We start from the raw sequence: 16,042 nt of genomic DNA, 5'->3' as shown, positions 1-16,042 counted from the left end.
AATTTTATTTTTATCTACATCTGCTGGAAGATTTATCCGCCACAATCATTAGACAAACTACTAAAGTGACCCTGAATCAAGAGATTTGCTAACTCAGGAGGGAAATTATGGGAATAGGGGATATGTTCAGAAATATAGTCGGTGACAAGCAGAAACGAGGTGATGAAGAGTGGGATAATCGCGATCGCCAGTACAAACGTCGCGGCGATGATGACGATGACCGTGAGTACAAAGGTCGCGGCGATGATGATGATGAGCGTGAGTACAAAGGTCGCGGCGATGATGACGATGAGCGTGAGTACAAAGGTCGCGGCGATGATGACGATGACCGTGAGTACAGACATCGCGGCGATGATGACGACGATGACGATGATTAATTTCGCCAGTTGAAGTTAAAAACAGGTTGTGTATACCTAAACTAGGTAGACTGGAATCGTAAAGATTAGACCAGTCTATGCAGAATTCCACAACACTGCCAAAGATCATCCGCGCCCATGTATTCATTTCTGGCCGAGTCCAAGGAGTGGGTTATCGCTATTCCACTGTGGATACAGCTAGTCAGTTGGGGTTAACCGGTTGGGTGCGGAATCTCCCCGATAATCGAGTAGAAGCAGTCTTTGAAGGAGCGCGAGATGTTGTAGATGACATGGTTCGCTGGTGTCATTCTGGGCCACCTGCTGCTGTGGTTAAAGATGTAGTGGTTGAGTATGAAGAACCGGAAGGGTTGCGGGGATTTGAAGTTAAGCGGGTTGAGTAAAGAGTTAGTCGTTAGTCATTTGTTCTCTGTAAATGACTAATGACAATCAACTGCTATAGTGAAGTGACCTGTATGCTTGTGGGGTTTTTCCTGTCCATCGCTTAAAGGCGCGGTGGAATGCGCTTGGTTCAGAAAAGCCTAGCAAAAATGCCACATCGCATGAAGATTCTTTGCTCAACTGATGATACTAATGGTGAGTATGTAAAATTCTATTTTGAACTGCCACCGGGATCGCAAGGTAGCCCCCTGCACTACCACGATACTAAGACAGAAATCTTTGAGGTCTTGAGTGGCTCACTGGAGATGAAAGTCGGACAGAAAGGAAATATCAAAGTATTGCGTGCAGGAGAAGTTTTACAGGTTCCGGCAAAAGGTACAGATTCCATCAACAGAGATAATTTTAACAAGTAGGAATGTTCAAAAAGAGCAAATATTTAGGAAGTTAATACTTGATCAAGTTGAAAATCAATCTTGGTTTAAACCACAACCTAAACATCGCATACAAACAAAGAAAGTGGCTAAAACTGAGATTATCTCAAATGCTAATTGAAATGACAAAGGGGCTAGAGCAAATCCCCAAATCAGAAAAATTGTCCCAGTTACCATAGTCGCAATGCGATGAATTTCTTCTTTACTCCTCAAAGCAAAGAAGAAAGTTCCTAACCCAATTAATAATAAGACTAAGCTACTCATAAAGATTTTTATTACTTAGAAGCTGAAAGTAAATTCTGCAAAGTTACAATGGTGACAAAATTGCAGATGCTAATTCTCTATAATTTAGCATATAAAGATTTTACAGAATAACCTTATTTCGGCTACATTTGCAATCAAATTTAAATTATGTGCATAGGATGAATACCTGAACAAATATCAAAATAATTTTTAGAACCTCTTTAATTATTAATAATTAAGATACAATTAGTACTGCTTTTAAAATGCATAGGCGTAGCCCATCGTAGACATAGCCTTATCTTGGTAATCTCGTTATTAACTGGTTTTAAAGTTGCGATCACGTAAGAAGATTTAAAAGTCCTCTTGTCGGCATCAAAAGTTCTAGATCCCTTTAAGCTCATCCCATGTTTAAAAAAGTGCATTTCCCCAACCCCCTCCCTACTAGCGTTGAGTAGTAAGAATCAAAGCCTCCTCCTTTGAGGAGAGAAGTCAAAAATGTACTGCACCCAAGCAAAAACCTCTCTAAAATCAGTAATTTTTTAGCACTGCAAACAGTAAAACTTTCATTTGGAATGATTAACGCTACAATTTTTATTACAACATTTGTCCTAATTGCGTTAAGTATTAATGTTTGTTTAAATTGAGTTTAAATCTTCATTAAAGGGTGACATCTACTTATTAATCTCTTTCTTAAGATGCAAGTCATCAATGTTAAAAGAATAGTAAATTTTGAATGTTTAGTGATGAAGCAATTTCTGAGATTGTTTATATATAAATAAATTACGTATTATATATCTTGCTTGCCGTTAGGGTTAAGCAAGTTTAAATTAGCTTGATACTTGTTGTACAAGACATAAAATTGCTGTTTGGCTTCTCAAGATTTGACATATTAATTCTTTATTCACTATTCATGATTCAAAAAATAACAGTTTTTAGAGCAAAGATTATGTTCTTAACGAAAAGTTTAAAAAGAGTGTTGGTCGGTTTCATCTTGAGTATTGTAGTTGCAGCTTTTATTGTTACCCCTTCTATCTTAGGAAAGAATTTGCATTGGATTGATGGGCCATTAGCACCTTTAGAAATTAGTGTTAATGCTCAGATTCCTGCTGGAGTAGAAGAAGCACAACAGAAAAACAATAAGCAATCTCAGAATTCTGGGGAAGCAACGAAAAATAGTCAACAGGGTAAAAGCACTGAGTCTAAAGGAGAAGGACAGGTATTAGATATTTTCAAAATCATCACAGGGGCGCTGGCGGGGCTAGTGCTGTTTTTGTATGGTGTAACACGAATGGCTGAAGGGCTAGAAGCGATCGCAGGCGATCGCGCCAAAAGTCTAATTAGCAAATTCACCACCAATCGCTATGCTGGAGTAGCAACTGGCGCGGTGGCGACAACAATATTAGATTCCTCCTCAGTGACAATTATTATTGTGATTGCAATGGTGAGTGCTGGTTTGCTGTCATTTGTAGAATCTCTGGGCGTGGTATTGGGTTCCAATATTGGCACAACTCTTGGCGCTCAAATAGTTGCTTTTAAAATTAGCGAGTATGCGCCAATCGCAATGTTTGTTGGTTTATTACTAATTCTTTTGGGTAAGAAAGAACGCTGGAAGCAAATTGGATTAGTTATTCTTGGCATCGGCTTGCTGTTTTTCGGACTTGATACAATTGAAACCGCAATGGAACCTTTCAAGGACTACAAGCCATTTATCAAATGGATGGAAACGTTGGGGAACAACACGCTGTTAGGTGCCGGAGTTGGGGCGCTGTTTACAGTCTTAGTTCAATCTTCCTCTGCTACCGTTGCGATTATTATTATTTTGGCTAGTCAAGGATTAATCTCATTACCCGCAGGTGTGGCGTTAATGCTGGGTGCTGAAGTTGGCACTTGTGCTGACACACTGGTAGCGACATTTGGACGCGATCGCCCGGCAGTACGCACAGGTATTTTTCATTTATTATTTAACCTTGTTTGCGCTGCTGTAGGAATTTTATTTGCCAGTCAATTGGCAGTACTTGCCCAATGGATTTCTCAGTTAGCGGGTGCAGGGGATGATATTGCCCGCCAAATTGCAAATGCCCAATTAATATTTAACGTGCTGGGAGTGACGCTAGCGATCGCATTTTTGCCCTGGATTGCCCGTGCATTGGAGCGACTCATCCCTGATAGACAAAACCAAAATCGGCAGGCAGAAAGGGTAAAAGGGTCATAGTAAACTATGAAAAACTCCACCCCCTTGTGGGTGGAGTTTTTGGGCATGGGGAAGAAGGTACCAATGCCCTATGTATGCCCCAAGCGACGGGACGACTATCCCTCTACAGACACCTGGGGATGGACTTTTCCGCCGCTTTCAATGAATTAATTTAAATATTTATTACACTATCAAACACATAGTTTAAGTTATTCTTACCGACAACTTAATTCTACTTGACTTATCAATGTTTCCTGACCTATGTCAGCATTTTTTGTTTTAAAAACCACTTAAAAAACGTATTTTCAAGTTCTTAGCGATTTATTAGGAATTTTTTTCTGGTTATTTACTGAGCTAATCTCCATTTGCGGTGTACTCTCAATATACGGTAACTATCACACTGACCTTTGAGATAAATTACACCCAGAGGTGAATACCATGAAAAATTATGCTGATCAACAGGAATTTATATTAAGTCAAATCACAGATAAATATTTTCAGCGCCGAGATTTCAGTGGATGTGACTTGCGTGGAATCGACCTGAAAGGAATTGATTTAAGTGGTGTTAACTTCATAGGAGCAGATTTGCGTAATGCAAGTTTGTGTGGCTGTGTCCTCACTCGTGCTAATTTAAGCGGTGCAAATTTGATGCAAGCTAGCCTACGTGAAGCTAATTTATATGAAGCATCTTTGTGCGAAGCTAATTTGATTAATGCTGATTTAACACGAGCAAATTTGTGCGGAACTTTCTTATGGCGGGCGAAATTCACAGGTAGTAATCTTTGGGGTGCTTCTTTATGCGATGTGGATTTGAGAGAAGCAGACTTAAGCGAAGCCAAATTAATTGAAGCATCGCTGATTGAAGCTAATTTAGTTAGAGCAAATCTCACAAGAGCAAAGCTATGTGGAGCAAAACTACTAGAAGCTAATTTAACTGAGGCTAACTTAACTGGTGCAGACCTAACATGGGCAAATTTAACCAAGGCAAACTTGAGTAAAGCAAACCTTTGGGAGACAAACCTGATTTATGCAAAGCTGCGGGATACTATCATGCCTGATGGCAAAATTGAGCAACCTCAGATAGTTATTTATTAGTCAATAGTCATTTGTCATTTGTCATTTGTTACGAGAGAAGAACTTTCTATTTGCTCCAATGCCCAATGACTAAAACTCACGTTGTGAGAAGATAAAAATAGCGATCGCTAACAACATGGCACTATAAAGTAAGCCATAGCTAGCATTTGTAATCAGTGCAGTTGCGTCAGGTAGTGCTTGCAGACCATAAACGGCATCATTTTTCAAATCTAATCGAGATAAATTTGGCAAGATGAGAAACAAACCTTGAGTTAGACGTTCCATACCAGGGTTGCGGCTCAGACGACCAAGTTCTACTAAATCTTGGGTAATATTTCCGATTAAATATACCGCAAAGGTTAAAACAGTTGCTAGCAGTGAAGCGTTAAAAACACCGAAGAGAATAGCCGCAGCAGTGATTAATGATAACTGCAACAATAAGAAAATTGCAGCAATTAAAATGCTCGTAGTTGGATGAGGAATGTTACCAAATTTCAGAAATACCAGATAAATTGCTGTCATTGTGGCGACAAGTACAGCTAATACTGCGGATAAACCCAAGTATTTGCCGATAATAATTTCGCTGCGGCTGACAGGTTTAGCAATTAGCACCAAAATAGTGCGTTTTTCAATTTCTTTATTAACCAGTCCCGTACCAACAAATATCGTCACAATTAACCCGATAACATTCATCGCCGCCATGCCAAAATCTAGAAACATTTTGCCTTCAGTCGTTGCTGCAAATTCAGGAAGGACACGGAAGGCAATGGCGAGTATTAGCGCATAAAAACCAATAATATATAGGATGCGATCGCGTACCACTTCCTGAAATACATTCTTTGCTAGGAAAAAAATTCTGTTAATAGCCATTTGTTATTAATTATTAGTCATTGGTCACTGATCATAAGCCATTAGTTCTTCTCCCCCTGCTCCCTCATCTTCTTGGAGGCGGTGCTCCAGGGATTAATTTACTAGCGCGATCGCATTCAATTTCTGCAGCTGTAATGTTATTGCCCGAATTACTAGTTGCTGCAACTGGTTCAATGCGACAAGATTTTTGCAAGTAATAACCCCGTGGGTTAGAACTTGGGCCTGTCCAAATACTTAATAAATTTAATATATATCCAGACTTAGTATTATCTATACGCGGTTCAACACGCCATAGTTCCTTCTCTTCATATTTGGCCAGGTTCTTTTGAATTACTTCTCTACCCAGAGTTTCTACTCGATATTCCTCAGGAAGCAGCCATTTCTCTACTTCTGACCAAGGTCTTTGGGCTATTTGACTTACTACTATTGGTTGAAGTCTCTCTAGAATTACAGCGCCGTTTCGTGGGATTTTTACTTGTTCTTCTGTTCTCACAACAATCGTACTACCTTTGAAAGTATCTGCCTCCAAGCTGGGATATTGCCGTAACCAATTATCCATTACAAAATAAAACTGAATCCAGCAACTTAGCAGCATACTACTAGCAACTAAAACTATGATTCTTTGCCGATCTTCTGGTTTAGGAATTCGAGCTTTTGCATCGGTATCATTCCCTTCAATAAACTCTGGTATTGCCGTAATTAACGCTGAGATTGTTGGCCAAAAAACGATTGTTCTTGGTGTAATTACGTCCTCTTGATTTCCAAATGCAAAAACGCTCACTAAAAATCCAGTGATCACTGCCCCGACTGGCATAAAAGTACCTGGAACCCTCAAAGGATCTTCAGTTGTGTACCAAGCTGTGCCTGCAATTAAAAATAACCAACCGAAAAAAGCAATTATATCTTTGATATAACCTATAGCAAAATATGAAACTATCCAAGAAAAAACACTCAAATAAACAAATGTTTGCCAAGAATAAGCTTTGGGTGGAATTAATACCTTTCTAATTCCTGCATAAAGCCTTTCAACAAATTTAAAAGCCCCAAATACATCTTTAAGTAGCGCATTCATATTTATCCTTCCCCACCTGATTAATTAATAGTCTTCCTTTAAATGATGAAGTAAGTTCTTGCTATTTTGAACGAAAAAGTAAAATAATAGTTATAGCACTATAACTCAAAGAATTTGCTATTAATGTAGTAATCACTAAATTTGTATTTTGTAATTTAGCACTGCTAAAATTACGCCATCGTCGCCGTTGAGATGTTTGAGGTTGCTCTTGTTTTTTAGCAAATTTTTCACTCAATGATAGTAGTAATACCCTTAAAATTAAAAATTTCATCAAAAAAGTAGCAAAGAAAATTATACAAGCAGTTAAAATCACTATGGTTTGTGTATTCGCTGATTTAAAATTATTAAATAACATATAATTAATTAATTCTGATTTCATCTGTATTGGCAACATTGGTTCTGATACAAAAAATATGAACCAACCAATTACGCTAGAAAACAGATTGGTAGAAATGGCATAAAAAATGCTAGTTTTTTTGTCAAATTTTAGTCTATTGTTTAAAACATACGCTTCGATAGGTATGGCAATCAGTACAAATAAAAAGTGAAACAGAATTCCACCAATAGGAAAAATCCTGGGAAGCATCCAACTTTCAGGCATAAATGGTCAAGGGTAAGGGTTAACTGTAGAGAGTATAACTGGGATAGTGAGGGTGATGGGGGAAATTATCACATTGTTCTTATCCTTTACTATGCTGGTGTGCCAAGATATTTTATTGATATTATTAATACATCATACGGTCGCGCTAGAGGAGTAGTTTCTTTACCTAAGATTACAAGACGTTAGGTAAGATTAAAGACTGCCACGTTATAGCATTTCCAGAGATGACAAGGAACGGTATTGGTATTCGCACGGCGCAAGTGCGTCAGGAACGGCTCATTGGTCAAATTCACGTCTATGATGGCATAGGTAAAGGTAAGTCCCAAGCGGCTTTAGGAGTGGTTTTGCGCTCTATTGGCTTGGGGATAAATACACCTAGCAATTCTAACCGCGTTTTACTACTGCGGTTTTTAAAAGGGCCGGAACGTGATTATGACGAAGATGGCGCGATCGCAGCTTTGCAACGCGGGTTTCCTCATTTAATTGATCAGGTTCGCACTGGAAGAGCGGAATTTTTTGGCCCAGAAGAAATTACCACCTTTGACCGAGATGAAGCGATGCGGGGTTGGGATGTAGCCAAAGGTGCGATCGCGAGTGGTTTATATTCAGTAGTCGTCTTGGATGAAATTAACCCCGTTCTAGATTTGGGTTTACTACCAGTAGATGAAGTAGTAAAGACATTAAAATCCAAACCCCAAGAGTTGGAAATTATTGCCACCGGACGCGCCGCACCGCAAAAGTTGCTGGATATTGCAGATTTGCACTCAGAAATGAAACCTCATCACCATCCAACAGCCAAAGCCCTCTTCCTGGAAGGAATTGAAATTTATACTGGTGCTGGTAAAGGTAAATCTACTAGTGCTTTGGGCAAAGCTTTACAAGCAATTGGTAGAGGAATCAATCATCCAGGATCTACCCGTGTATTGATTATGCAATGGCTCAAAGGTGGTAGCGGCTACACAGAAGATGCAGCGATCGCCGCCTTGCAGCAGTCATATCCAGAAGTGGTGGATCATCAGCGCTGTGGTGGAGATGCCATCGTCTGGCGAAATTCCCGACAAGAATTAGATTATGTAGAAGCCGAACGGGGTTGGGAAATTGCGAAAGTTGCGATCGCCTCTGGGTTGTATAAAACTATTATTCTTGATGAACTAAACCCCACCGTTGACTTAGAATTACTCCCTGTTGAACCTATTGTCCAAGCTTTGCTCCGCAAACCCCGCGACACCGAAATTATTATTACTGGTCGCTGCCAAAATCCACCCGCATACTTCGACTTGGCTAGCGTTCACTCAGAGGTTTACTGCCATAAACACTATGCTAATCAAGGTGTAGAACTCAAACGAGGGGTAGATTTTTAGCTAGACTCGTCAATATTTAGATGCGTTTGCCCTGCTACGGATAGAGATAGCTGCTGCTGTTTTTGATTCCTTCTGATAGCCGCAGCAAGTGACCCCGTTCTTAATTGGAGTATGTGCTGAGTCAGCTCGGATTGAGTCAGCAAATGCAATATGGCTGGAGTACAACAAGGACAAAACAATTGTTCAAGGGGAAGCATAACTATTACTGTCTCAGATTTGTATATTGAGTTAGGCATTCATGTTGCACTAACAACACCAGTATGTGTGACGAACTAATTCAGGGGACTCTTGTCAATCTTCCCGTTTTTCATGACTGCCGATGCTATCTTTGGTGCCACAATCGCTATTACAGGTGTTATTAGTACCATTCAATTCAGAGGTAGTAGTTGCACCAACTGCCATTACTTGAGACCATTCACTAACGCGGTTGTTATCTAAGACAGCTCGCACTCGATAACCAAGCTGAATTTTATGCATTAACAAGATTAAATCACGGTTGAGTAATCCTTGTGATTTTTGGTTTTCATTAGATGCAGCTTGTATACGAAAGCAGCGATCGCTTTGTCGTTTGAACTTGGGAGACTTGCCTTCCATAAGCACCGTTTGCAGTTCGTATGCTTCAGCTTCAGGATATGCTTCCCAGCAAAGTTGCCAGTAAGTCGACCAGCGAATTAACTGAGCTGGTAATTCCTCGACTTCATCCGACAATGTAGACACAAGTCCGGTGACTGAAGGTTGTACCACTTGAGGCTGACTGGAGGTGATATCAGCAGTTACAGGGTTTATAAATCCTGGTTGCCCAACCTTCTGTGCAGCTATAGATGAACCATCATCAACAATTACTATCAGCCCAAATATCAAAGTTAACAGCAGCATCAATCGTAGGCATTGTAATTGCACTAACGACAAGATTTTCAGATTCATAAATTATGCAAAAGTTAATTGCTTAGGCACAAGCCAAGAAAAAAGATACCAGCCGTCATAAAAGAGATCCACGCTACACAACGAGCAGCTAAGAACACGGCTGGTATAGGAGTGAAAGTAGTCTCTCCTTACCACTCCACAGGTAGAATCATGCTGCCGTTGTCGGCATAGATTGTTCGAGAACGCACCTCTGTTCTGGGAGCTAATGTAGAATTGAAGACTGCGCTTCTTTGCCCAATTGCTGATCTGTTGCCAATGCTGGCGCGGAATATAACAGAGTTCGGCCCTAGCCCTACGGCATCACCTATGCTAGTTTCAGGGCCATTAGCAACACCATTGACAACCTGCCTACCGCCATGAACTAGAGCGCGAGGCCCATAACCAACTCCATTACCAAGAGTCAAACTAGTGGTTTCTAATGCGTGAAAGACAACATCATTTGCCATCCCAGCAATTGACCCAACATTAAAAGGTTGACCTTCATCAGCACGCAGCGAAATTCTATTACCTATTTTCTCAGTAAGGCTCCCTAAAGGATCTTGCAGAACGAGGTTGCCGATGATGCGGTTACGGAAGTTTGGATCACGAGTAACAATCCCACCTATCTGCGGCAGACCTCCAGGGTTAAAAGCTGTGACTGGAGCGAAATTTATCCCTTGTACGTTTGTCAAATCTGCTCTAGCTAATTCTGTGTAACCTTTGGCAAATGCTTCATTGACTTCAATAATGCCTTCCATTAATGCAACGTCGGCTTGGGTCAGGTTTGCCACTTTCCCCAAACTGCCGCTAGTAGCTTCAAAGTTATTTGTGACGTTTTTACCTGGCAGGACTACTTTCCCGGAAGGCAAGGTAACACCAGGGCCAACCCGTGAGAGAAAGTTGATTACCGTGTTTCTTTGTACAGTTGCACCGTCTATTTCACAGTTGAAAGCGAGAAATGTCTCTGGAATATCGTTGTTGAACTGAGCATTGCTAATCGGGTCGGTAAAAGGCCCTGTTGAGCCTTGAGTACCGATTTTGGCTGCACCTTTGACAATGGCCATGTGTGCCATAATGACTCGTGGCCCAATCTCCACTCCGGTTCCCGAAGCTGTAATTTTCACTTGGTCTTGGACATTAGAATCTTCTGCAATCCTAATGGGAGCAGTAGTAGCGTCTAACTCGGAAAATGGTGCAACATAGACTTTTTCGCCCAAGCTAATATTTGTTGGATTGGTGATTGTTGCAGTTGGGTCAATGAAACTAGCTGACTCTGAAGGTGCTGTGCTTGGACATACAGGTAGGTTATTCGCCGTTGGATTACAAGCCCCACCAGCAGCAACTGCGGGTTGTTTATGTATCTGTGTACCTATGACAAACGTTAGGATAATTGCAACTAAGGCGCTAAAAATTGGGCGAGGTTTGAACATGGAAAGAAAACTCCTCACGGTTTTTGGAATATTTGGCTATGGGATAATCTGCGCTCTTCAAGTAAGAGATATAGTCAGGCACTCGCCTACAGCGGGCGAAACGCGATCGCAACCGCAGGAATTACTCAAAAATTACATTGCACTCGTCTTTATTTAGGCTCTTTCTCTGTTTGAGTATGAGAAATGCGGGTTAACCACCCCAATAACCTGCAAATTTTAAGACTACTTGCAAGATAGATGATAATAAGGTGTTCAAAAGTGGAACTGTAACTATCGTTGTTGCCCCAGCAGCCGCCTCATTGTAGACACTTTGCCAAGCTTCTGGCCCGCTAGTAGATTGTCCATTAACTTGTGTACTAACAGCTAACGTTAAGCCAAGCGCAGCTAAACCAACTAGTATTGTGCGACGTTTCAACATTATTTCTTGATACCTAATAGTTCGCCAAATTTATTGGGTGAGGTAAAGCGAAAAGGTACAGGACATACTTAAACTTTTCGCTTTACCTAACCTAATAACTTTCAAATTTAATCAAGTACAAATTGCTACATCCAGCAATTAACAAATTATTGTAATCTTATTTGCTGTTTAACACTAGAGTTTTAGCTATTGAAAAAATCTATGGAAATAATAAAAATAGTATTAAATTTATGATGGACAACTGCGCTAAAAAATAATAATTTAATAAAAAAATCATCTATCTTAAGGAATAAAATTAGATTGATAGTAAAAGATAATCAGTATAGGGAGAAAATAGAGAATAGATTTTTTTAACTCATGTAACATCTGCAATTCAACACTTATGTTCCCCCTAATGATGCCTATGCTGTCTTGAGAACAGCGATTGCTACATCTTTGCACTTGACCTTCAGTCAGTTTGATTTGACAATGTTTGTATTTGTACTTACTCAAAAGCCATTAACTCTTTAGAGCCTTATGAGCAAAGTTTATTTGATCACTGGAACATCAACCGGATTCGGTCGCGCTCTAGCAGAAGCGGTTTTAGAACGCGGCGACAAAGTTGTGTTGACGGCACGAAAACCCGAACAAGTTGCTCAATTGGCACAAGCAAACCAAGAGAATGCAATTGCCGTTCGGCTGGATGTAACCAACGCCCAAGAGCGACAGGAAGCTGTTCAAGTCGCAATCGAACGCTTTGGACGTATTGATGTTCTAGTAAACAATGCAGGAGTTGGTTCTCTTGGTGCTTTAGAAGGTTTTTCATCGGAGCAGATTAGAAAACAGTTTGAAGTTAACTGCTTTGGTGTAATCGAAATGACACGCTCAGTCTTACCCGTCATGCGCCGCCAGAAATCTGGACATATTATCAATATTACTTCTATTGGCGGTTTGGCTTCGATCGGCGGATTTGCTCTCTACTGCGCGACGAAATTTGCAGTCGAGGGTTTTGCTGAAGGCTTGCGTGATGAAGTCAAACCACTCGGTATTAATGTAACAATTGTCGAGCCAGGCGCGTTTCGCACCAACTTTGCTGGAGATGCCAATATGCAGCCGGAAACAGAAATTGATGATTACAAAGCGGTGATCGATCCGATTCGAGAATATCTCTACGGTGGCAATGGAAAACAACCAGGCGACCCAAAAAAAGCAGCACTGGCAATGATTAAAGCTATTGAATCAGAAAATCCACCACTGCGTTTAATGCTCGGCTCAGACGCTTACAGCTTATGGGAGCAAAAGCGGACGGTCGAGCGCAAAGAATTTGAGGATTGGAAAGAAATCGCAATTAATACTGCCTATGAAGATGCGGTAGTTGCCCCAATTGGTGGGTAAAATTCCAATTCGTCCTCAATAGTCAATTCTGTTGCTTAAATACAAGATTTTGAAGACCAAGCGGCAGGATAGGAATGTAGAGTGGCTAAATAGATGGCTGGTGCTTGGAGCCAGCGAAAATATCAAACTCAAGAAGAGGTAACAGCTTTAATAAAAGCTCTGCCTACTGATGCTGCAATAGATCCATTGCCCCAAAATATTGTAATGCAATTGAGCCAGCAGGCATTAAAAACAAAGAAATAATTTGAGCGATCGCTTTGACTTCTACTTTTATATAGTCAGTGTGCAACATATTAATTGAAGCTACGCCGAAGTTTGAAGTCGAACTCCGCTGAATTTGCCCTAGCAGTCGTAGTCCATCGCTTTCCCAATTGATTTGTTTTTCTCTTTTATTGCCGAAAATTGTACTGATGTGGGCTATCGGAGGCATGAGTGAGGTGTTATCAGTAAGAGGTTAAGCTTAGTTTTTGGGAATTGCGATCGCTAGGGGGATTAATTTATGGCACTGTTGGATGGAATGATTGCACAATTCAATTGCCAAATTGCGTGATTTTGGACAATATCAGTTATATTCTTAACCCAAAGCGAAAAACAGTTACAAAAAAGGTAGATACGACATGAGTAGCAAAACATCCAAGATCGGGGTCATTGGTGCAGGGAATGTGGGTGCAGACGTAGCAAATGCTTTAGTGCTACTCCGTAAATGTGTAAGAGTCGTGCTTTTTGACCGAACCTTATCAAAAGCTGAGGGGCAAGCATGGGATATTGAAGATAGCATTCCCTTGCTTGAAGAGATGGAGATTACACCATCAAATAAGTATGAGGATTTAGCTGATTCTGATGTAATTGTCGTAACTGTTGGGGTACAGCCGAAACGTGGACAGAGCCGATTAGATACGTTGAGTGACAATGCAGAGATCATACGTTCAACGATGAAAGAATTGGATCGAGTTGCACCGAATTCAATTGTGCTTATTGTTAGCAATCCAGTGGATGTACTAACACGGATTGCGATCGCCAGTTCCACAAGAGCAGAAAACCTAATTTTCGGTTCAGGAACCGTTCTTGATACTGCTAGACTGAGATATCAACTTGGTAAGCGACTGAATGTTGCAAAACTTGATGTTCATGTTTATGTGATTGGAGAGCATGGAGACAGTGAATTTGTCGTTTGGTCTAGTGCATTTATTGGGGGAATTAGGTTAGCTGAATTTCCTATACCACAAGGAGAAACGCTGGAACAAATTCACCAAGAGTATGCAGAGTTAACCCGTAAGCGAGGCTATAACATTTCTGAACGTAAAGGAAATACTAGCTATGGCATATCAATAGCAGTTTGTCAGTTAATTGATACCATCCTGCGAGATGAAAAACAGATATTTCCAGTATCAGTGAGAGCAGATTCTAGCTATGGAGTTGGGACTGAAGTTGTTTTTGGGCTTCCATGTATCATTAGCTCAATAGGTATTGAGCGCCAACTGGTGTTACCAAGAAATGCTCATGAACAACGCTTATTAGAAGAGTCAGCCACCAAACTTAATCTTGCCTATAATTCTTTGGATAATTAAAATCAACTCAATATAGCCTGTTTTAAATGCGGGATAAGCTTATCTAATTTAGTAGATATATTCTAATAGGCTATAGTAATTGATTTTTTTATAGGTATTTTTGATTTATTTTTCTTTTGTACTTACTTGTTGAAAGAGACGTACATATCCTAAAGCTAGTATATACAAAGGCTTTTCTATTTGTACACAAAGTTTAAATAGGAAAATTTGGTTACAAAATCGATATTTTGATACTAATTATAAGGCTATAGTACATCAAAGAAAGTTGTATATTTGCACTATAGAAATAAAGAGAAAATAAAAAATGATTGACTTCAGCCTCACTCAAGAACAGGAGATGTTGCAGTCTCTTGCGCGTGACTTTGCTCAAAACGAGATTGGGCCTATTGTTCAGATAATTGAAGAGTCTAACAATCCAGAGATGGAACCTTGGGATTTTTGCAAACACGTTTTCTATAAGGGAGGTGAATTAGGATTTACATCCTTAATGGTTCCAAAGGAGCTAGGAGGTTTAGGTGGAAACTGCATAGACTTGGCTGTAGTGTTAGAAGAAATAGGCGCTGTTGATGTCAGCATTGCTTGTAGCTACTTTAATCTCACCGCAGCTATGTCACTGTTTGTTAGCAGAGCTGCAACCCAAGAACAGCAAAGACGAATACTATCTTTTGTCAAATCTGGAACACCACATCTATTCAGCGCCGCAGAGAGTGAGCCTAATGTCGCCACCTCAGATATATTCTGCCCGCTCCCAGATCCCAATATTGGGATGAAGACCTTTGCAGCACGCGAGGGCAATGGATACATTCTCAATGGAACAAAATCTTCGTTAGTTACAAATGCTGGGATTGCGGATGCCTACTTTATTATTGCCCGTACAGCGATGGATAAACCATTGCACGAAAGTTTGTCTATCTTCTACGTTCCAACAGATACACCAGGGATTAAGTTTGGCAAAAAGACACAGATGATTGGTTGGAAAGCTTCTCATCATGCTGAGATTTATCTGGATAACGTGCCAATCCCTGCGGAAAATCTGATTGGACAAGAAGGAGAAGCAGGAAAACTACTGATGTTGCTTCCAGAAGTAGCTATTGGGCTGGCAGCTTCTTATGTTGGTTTGGCTCGTGCTGCTTATGAGTATGCTTTAAATTATGCCAAGCAAAGAGTCAGTTGGGGTCGTCCAATTATCGAACATCAGGCAGTGGCTTTAAAATTAGCGGACATGATGATTAACACCCAAGCTGCACGACTGGTAGTATGGGATGCAGCAGTTACAGCAGAAACTTCTCCCCAACTTGCCGCCACAATCAAAGCGCCAGCCGCCAAGACCTTTGCAGTGGATGTTGCAATCAAAAACGCACAAACAGCAGTTGAAATTCTTGGGGGTTATGGAGTAACAAAAGAGTGTTTGGCTGGCAAGTTTCTTGCCGATGCAACTATCGGGTATTCCTGTGACTTTACGCGAGAAATCTTGCGTCTGGGGATAGTGAACTTTTTGTGAGACATTAAGGAGTAGCTAATTACTTCCAATAGCGGGCGTGCCAGGACAATATCTTATACCAAGTTGCCCCTTGGCTTTAAGAAAAGGCTTTTTCGTTATATTTGTCACATCAATTTTTCTTGGTGCAAGATATGAATATAACAGTGTGTTCCTAGATAATTTTTATAAAGTTTTCATGTAAATAAACCTTACAATCCAATACGGTTCAGTTAAGACTAAAAGCTGTTGTCAGGAGAGGATATGAAAAGCA

General features: G+C 40.4%; 17 protein-coding genes and 1 pseudogene. 9 read left to right on the top strand and 9 right to left on the bottom strand.

Translation table 11 applies throughout. The annotated features are described in order from the left end of the window. Nucleotides 1-126: 126 nt before the first annotated feature. Nucleotides 127-468, bottom strand: coding sequence for a hypothetical protein (locus tag H6G26_RS24945; protein WP_190732203.1), 342 nt, complete (start codon nucleotides 466-468; stop codon nucleotides 127-129). Here H6G26_RS24945 and H6G26_RS24940 point away from each other — a divergent pair. Then, nucleotides 455-757 (top strand): acylphosphatase, encoded by a 303-nt coding sequence (locus tag H6G26_RS24940; protein WP_190732201.1) that lies wholly within the window; start codon nucleotides 455-457, stop codon nucleotides 755-757. The two genes, H6G26_RS24945 and H6G26_RS24940, sit on opposite strands and share 14 nt — an antisense overlap. A 46-nt stretch (nucleotides 758-803) precedes the next feature. On the opposite strand, the pseudogene H6G26_RS24935 reads toward H6G26_RS24940, so the two are convergent. Next, nucleotides 804-935, bottom strand: a pseudogene (locus tag H6G26_RS24935) (AraC family transcriptional regulator); the annotation flags it as partial. Here H6G26_RS24935 and H6G26_RS24930 point away from each other — a divergent pair. The 3 genes from H6G26_RS24930 to H6G26_RS24920 all read left to right on the top strand — a co-directional run bounded on the left by H6G26_RS24930 (nucleotide 875) and on the right by H6G26_RS24920 (nucleotide 4,715). Then, nucleotides 875-1,168, top strand: a complete 294-nt coding sequence (locus H6G26_RS24930; protein ID WP_190732198.1) for a cupin domain-containing protein — start codon at nucleotides 875-877, stop codon at nucleotides 1,166-1,168. The pseudogene H6G26_RS24935 and the gene H6G26_RS24930 sit on opposite strands and share 61 nt — an antisense overlap. Before the next feature lie 1,207 nt (nucleotides 1,169-2,375). Next, on the top strand, nucleotides 2,376-3,641 hold the full coding sequence (locus H6G26_RS24925) for a Na/Pi symporter (protein ID WP_190732196.1): 1,266 nt from the start codon (nucleotides 2,376-2,378) through the stop codon (nucleotides 3,639-3,641). Between the two features lie 417 nt (nucleotides 3,642-4,058). Continuing rightward, entirely contained in the window at nucleotides 4,059-4,715 is a 657-nt protein-coding gene (locus H6G26_RS24920; protein ID WP_190732194.1) for a pentapeptide repeat-containing protein, read from the top strand. Nucleotides 4,716-4,784: 69 nt separating this feature from the next. Here the strand turns inward: H6G26_RS24920 and H6G26_RS24915 are convergent, their stop codons facing one another. The 3 genes from H6G26_RS24915 to fraC form a co-directional block, all read right to left on the bottom strand. Beyond that, entirely contained in the window at nucleotides 4,785-5,564 is a 780-nt protein-coding gene (locus tag H6G26_RS24915; protein WP_190732192.1) for an ABC transporter permease, read from the bottom strand. A gap of 64 nt (nucleotides 5,565-5,628) precedes the next feature. Further along, complete coding sequence (gene fraD, locus H6G26_RS24910) at nucleotides 5,629-6,636, bottom strand: septal junction protein FraD (RefSeq protein WP_190732190.1); 1,008 nt, start codon at nucleotides 6,634-6,636, stop codon at nucleotides 5,629-5,631. Nucleotides 6,637-6,697: 61 nt separating this feature from the next. Further along, a complete protein-coding gene (gene fraC / locus H6G26_RS24905) occupies nucleotides 6,698-7,237 on the bottom strand; it encodes a filament integrity protein FraC (protein WP_190732188.1) in 540 nt (179 codons plus the stop codon). Nucleotides 7,238-7,461: 224 nt separating this feature from the next. Here fraC and H6G26_RS24900 point away from each other — a divergent pair, with 224 nt between their 5' ends. Continuing rightward, entirely contained in the window at nucleotides 7,462-8,598 is a 1,137-nt protein-coding gene (locus H6G26_RS24900; RefSeq protein WP_190732186.1) for a cob(I)yrinic acid a,c-diamide adenosyltransferase, read from the top strand. Nucleotides 8,599-8,889: 291 nt separating this feature from the next. On the opposite strand, the gene H6G26_RS24895 is transcribed toward H6G26_RS24900, so the two are convergent. Together H6G26_RS24895 and H6G26_RS24890 are read right to left on the bottom strand one after the other, a co-directional pair. Beyond that, nucleotides 8,890-9,522, bottom strand: coding sequence for a hypothetical protein (locus tag H6G26_RS24895; RefSeq protein ID WP_229562604.1), 633 nt, complete (start codon nucleotides 9,520-9,522; stop codon nucleotides 8,890-8,892). Nucleotides 9,523-9,650: 128 nt separating this feature from the next. Further along, complete coding sequence (locus H6G26_RS24890) at nucleotides 9,651-10,931, bottom strand: acetyltransferase (protein WP_190732184.1); 1,281 nt, start codon at nucleotides 10,929-10,931, stop codon at nucleotides 9,651-9,653. Here H6G26_RS24890 and H6G26_RS42110 point away from each other — a divergent pair. Beyond that, complete coding sequence (locus H6G26_RS42110; RefSeq protein ID WP_206757555.1) at nucleotides 10,930-11,088, top strand: hypothetical protein; 159 nt, start codon at nucleotides 10,930-10,932, stop codon at nucleotides 11,086-11,088. The two genes, H6G26_RS24890 and H6G26_RS42110, sit on opposite strands and share 2 nt — an antisense overlap. A gap of 33 nt (nucleotides 11,089-11,121) precedes the next feature. Here the strand turns inward: H6G26_RS42110 and H6G26_RS24885 are convergent, their stop codons facing one another. Next, on the bottom strand, nucleotides 11,122-11,349 hold the full coding sequence (locus H6G26_RS24885; protein WP_190732182.1) for a hypothetical protein: 228 nt from the start codon (nucleotides 11,347-11,349) through the stop codon (nucleotides 11,122-11,124). A 516-nt stretch (nucleotides 11,350-11,865) separates the two neighbouring features. On the opposite strand from H6G26_RS24885, the gene H6G26_RS24880 reads away from it, so the two are divergent. Continuing rightward, nucleotides 11,866-12,723 carry an oxidoreductase gene (locus H6G26_RS24880; RefSeq protein WP_190732180.1) on the top strand — a complete coding sequence of 286 codons (858 nt, stop codon included), beginning with the start codon at nucleotides 11,866-11,868 and terminating at the stop codon, nucleotides 12,721-12,723. A 163-nt stretch (nucleotides 12,724-12,886) separates the two neighbouring features. Here the strand turns inward: H6G26_RS24880 and H6G26_RS24875 are convergent, their stop codons facing one another. Next, the gene (locus tag H6G26_RS24875) at nucleotides 12,887-13,153 is read right to left on the bottom strand and encodes a hypothetical protein (RefSeq protein ID WP_190732178.1); all 267 of its coding nucleotides are present in this window, start codon (nucleotides 13,151-13,153) and stop codon (nucleotides 12,887-12,889) included. Between the two features lie 187 nt (nucleotides 13,154-13,340). Between H6G26_RS24875 and H6G26_RS24870 the strand changes: the two genes are divergently transcribed. Together H6G26_RS24870 and H6G26_RS24865 are read left to right on the top strand one after the other, a co-directional pair. After that, complete coding sequence (locus tag H6G26_RS24870) at nucleotides 13,341-14,291, top strand: L-lactate dehydrogenase (protein ID WP_190732176.1); 951 nt, start codon at nucleotides 13,341-13,343, stop codon at nucleotides 14,289-14,291. A 304-nt stretch (nucleotides 14,292-14,595) separates the two neighbouring features. After that, entirely contained in the window at nucleotides 14,596-15,792 is a 1,197-nt protein-coding gene (locus H6G26_RS24865) for an acyl-CoA dehydrogenase family protein (RefSeq protein WP_190732174.1), read from the top strand. Nucleotides 15,793-16,042: the final 250 nt, after the last annotated feature.

Origin of the sequence: Nostoc sp. FACHB-888, from assembly GCF_014696655.1 — a bacterium.
In the GTDB taxonomy this organism is placed as follows: Bacteria; Cyanobacteriota; Cyanobacteriia; order Cyanobacteriales; family Nostocaceae; genus Nostoc.
Note: the sequence above shows the minus strand (reverse complement) of the source record. Positions and strands in the feature narration are given on the sequence as shown.